This window comes from Bacillus sp. XT-4 (assembly GCF_050864245.1).
GTDB classification, from domain to species: Bacteria; Bacillota; Bacilli; order Bacillales; family Bacillaceae; genus Bacillus; species Bacillus altitudinis.
This window is the reverse complement of record NZ_JBPAFI010000005.1, coordinates 262,252-265,378: the sequence shown is the minus strand read 5'-3', so window position 1 is coordinate 265,378 and position 3,127 is coordinate 262,252. Positions and strand designations below refer to the sequence as shown.

At 42.8% G+C, this 3,127-nt stretch carries 4 protein-coding genes, 2 tRNA genes and 1 rRNA gene; all 7 read left to right on the top strand.

Annotation, left to right across the window (positions count from 1 at the left end; translation table 11 throughout):
- Window positions 1-75: ribosomal RNA gene (rrf, locus tag ACRRMM_RS15310) — 5S ribosomal RNA — on the top strand; the annotation flags it as partial.
- A 17-nt stretch (window positions 76-92) separates the two neighbouring features.
- Window positions 93-169: transfer RNA gene (locus ACRRMM_RS15305), tRNA-Met, on the top strand.
- 49 nt (window positions 170-218) lie between these two features.
- Window positions 219-295 (top strand) — tRNA-Asp (locus ACRRMM_RS15300).
- Window positions 296-574: 279 nt separating this feature from the next.
- Window positions 575-1,552 (top strand): thiamine-phosphate kinase, encoded by a 978-nt coding sequence (thiL, locus tag ACRRMM_RS15295; RefSeq protein WP_428828799.1) that lies wholly within the window; start codon window positions 575-577, stop codon window positions 1,550-1,552.
- Window positions 1,553-1,564: 12 nt separating this feature from the next.
- A complete protein-coding gene (tsaE, locus tag ACRRMM_RS15290; RefSeq protein WP_007496038.1) occupies window positions 1,565-2,041 on the top strand; it encodes a tRNA (adenosine(37)-N6)-threonylcarbamoyltransferase complex ATPase subunit type 1 TsaE in 477 nt (158 codons plus the stop codon).
- Window positions 2,022-2,711, top strand: coding sequence for a tRNA (adenosine(37)-N6)-threonylcarbamoyltransferase complex dimerization subunit type 1 TsaB (gene tsaB / locus ACRRMM_RS15285; protein WP_035703483.1), 690 nt, complete (start codon window positions 2,022-2,024; stop codon window positions 2,709-2,711). Before tsaE ends, tsaB begins: the two co-directional genes overlap by 20 nt.
- A gap of 25 nt (window positions 2,712-2,736) precedes the next feature.
- Window positions 2,737-3,127 (top strand): ribosomal protein S18-alanine N-acetyltransferase (gene rimI / locus ACRRMM_RS15280; RefSeq protein WP_432450835.1); only part of this gene is annotated, 391 nt, incomplete at its 3' end.

Here is a 3,127-nt window from a genome sequence, read left to right as displayed (position 1 = left end):
GAACACGGAAGTTAAGCTCTTCAGCGCCGATGGTAGTTGGGGGTTTCCCCCTGTGAGAGTAGGACGCCGCCAAGCTTGTTATTTTATATCGTCGCGGGGTGGAGCAGTTCGGTAGCTCGTCGGGCTCATAACCCGAAGGTCGCAGGTTCAAATCCTGCCCCCGCAACCAAATTATTTTACCTATTAAATAGGGAGTACTCATTGAGTACAGCCAAAATGGTCCGGTAGTTCAGTTGGTTAGAATGCCTGCCTGTCACGCAGGAGGTCGCGGGTTCGAGTCCCGTCCGGACCGCCATTTTTATAACTTGTAAACGAAAACGTATAGTTTCGTTTTTTTTTTATGTCTTTTTCTTTCAATAAGTATCCTAGATGCAATGAAACTCCTTGTGTTTGGCTACACTAAATGTGATAAGAAAAGATCATGACTTCAACAAACAACGCCTGGTTTTTTTATACCAGGCTTTCTTTATATCATTTTTAGTTGGAACCGAGGCTCATATTCGCTACACTAATACTAACTGAGTCTGACATCATGTTTGCTCAATCAGTTGATTGTATGAAGGGGCTGTCTTTTATGGATGAATTTGATCTTATTCGCCGAATTACACCAAAAGAAACGCATCAGCGTTCTTTGGTCATGGGCATCGGTGATGATGCTAGTGTTTATCAACCTCATTCACATTGTGAAGAGGTCGTTTGTGTTGATACAATGGTAGAGCATGTCCATTTTCGATTTGATTTTTCCACACCCTTTGAGGTTGGATTTAAAGCGCTGGCAGTGAATATCAGTGATATCGCAGCCATGGGAGGAACCCCTAAGTATTATCTTGTATCAATCGCGATCCCGCCTCATGGGGATGAAGCAATTGTCGCAGCTTTTTACGAGGGAATGAAAGCATTGGCTGACAGATATCATATGGATTTAATCGGTGGAGATACAGTAGCCACCCGCAGTGACTTTGTCATCACAGTAACGGTCATTGGTGAGATTCCAAAGGGATCAGCCTGTTACCGTCATAGTGCTCAGACAGGAGACGTTGTCTTTGTCACAGGTGAACTAGGTTCATCAGCTGCTGGGCTATCCCTTTTAATGAATGAAGTAAATGCTGCACATTCGATTGACACTGCTTTTTTTCTAGAGCGACACAAAATGCCGCAGCCGCATATTGCTGCTGGCCTTATTTGTTCAAGCTTCCCCCGGGTGACCTTGAATGATGTGAGTGACGGATTAGCGAGTGAGTTAAACGAAATAGCGGAAGCCAGTCGTGTGACGATTGAAATTGAAGCTGATCAGCTCCCAAAACATCCACATCTACCGTTGTTACATAAAGAGTGGCTTGAATGGGTCTTGTTCGGTGGAGAGGATTTTGTCTTAACTGGTACGATCCCTGAAACGGATTGGAAGCGATTTGAGATGAAATGTAAAAAAGAACACATTCAGATCATGCGTATTGGACAAGTCAAAGACGATCGAGCGTCCAGCGTTATTTTAAAAGACCATGATCAACAAACAATTTTAATGAAAAAAGGATATAATCATTTTAAGAAATGAGGTGACTCCACCATGAAGTTAACGTGGACAACAAAAGGTGCGGATGAGACGAAACGAATTGCTGCTGCCTTGGCTACACTTGTGATGCCCGGCGATGTCTTAACATTAGAAGGAGACTTAGGCGCAGGTAAAACGACTTTTTCAAAAGGTTTTGCAGAAGGCTTAGGTATTACCCGTATCGTCAACAGCCCTACTTTTACAATTATTAAAGAATATACGGATGGCAGACTGCCACTTTATCATATGGATGTGTATCGTATGGAAGATGCGGAAGAAGATATTGGACTGGGCGAATATTTTGAGGGGGAAGGTGTATGTTTGGTTGAATGGGCACATCTCATTGAACCTCAATTGCCTTCATCGTATTTAAAAATTGAAATGCTGAGAACAGAACGTGAAGAAGAACGTCATCTCACGTTTTATGCAAAAGGGGAGCGCTATGAGGCCCTTTGTAAGGAGATGAAAGACATTGACCATACTGGCAATTGATACGTCAAACCATACACTCGGAATAGCTCTTGTCCGTGATGACACTGTGGTGGGGGAAAGTATTACGTACTTAAAGAAGAATCATTCAGTACGTGCAATGCCAACAGTTGAAGCACTGATGAAAGAATGCGGCGTAGCACCGAACGAATTAAGCAAAATTGTTGTAGCTAAAGGACCCGGTTCTTACACTGGCGTTAGAATCGGTGTGACCATTGCAAAAACACTTGCTTGGACGCTGTCTATCCCAATAGCTGCTGTTTCAAGTTTAGAAACGCTGGCGGCAAATGCTCGATATTTTAATGGAATGATTTCTCCTATATTTGATGCAAGAAGAGGACAAGTTTATACAGGGTTATATACATTTGAAGGTGGAAAGATAAAAGAAGTGAAACCAGATCAAAATATCCTGCTCACTGATTGGCTTCAAGAGCTGAAAAAGGAAGGGAACCCTGTTTTATTTCTTGGACATGATGTGCATCTTCATCAAGAGAATATACTCTCCATACTTGGAGAAACCGCCGTTTTAGCAGACGAGGCATTTCACAACCCAAGACCTTCAGTGCTCGCATTTTTGGGGGCAGACCGCCCTGCTGAAGATGTCCATCAGCTTGTTCCTAATTATATTCGTTTGGCAGAAGCGGAAGTGAAATGGCTTGAAGGACAAAAATAATCTCAACACAGTAGAGATGCGAAGAATGACAGTAGAGGACATCCCAGAGGTATATACGATTGAAGTGCATTCATTTACAGCGCCTTGGAAAAAAGAGTCGTTTGTCTATGAAATTCTCCATAACCAATACAGCCATTATTTCCTCATTGAAGAAGATGGTCAGCCTGTTGGGTATTGCGGCGTTTGGATTGTCATGGATGATGCACAAATTACGAATATTGCGATTCTCCCTGAGCACCGGGGAAAAGGATACGGGGAAGCGCTGCTTCGATATGTCATGGAATTTTGCAAAGAAAAAAAGACAGATCATCTTTCACTAGAAGTGCGGGTATCAAATACGCCAGCACAATCCCTTTATGAAAAGCTAGGTTTTAAACCAGCTTCTATTCGAAAGAATTATTATACGGATAACGGGG

Coding starts and splice junctions, on each gene's coding strand:
- thiL (WP_428828799.1), top strand. CDS start 575: ATGGATGAATTTGATCTTATTCGCCGAATTACACCAAAAGAAACGCAT.
- tsaE (WP_007496038.1), top strand. CDS start 1,565: ATGAAGTTAACGTGGACAACAAAAGGTGCGGATGAGACGAAACGAATT.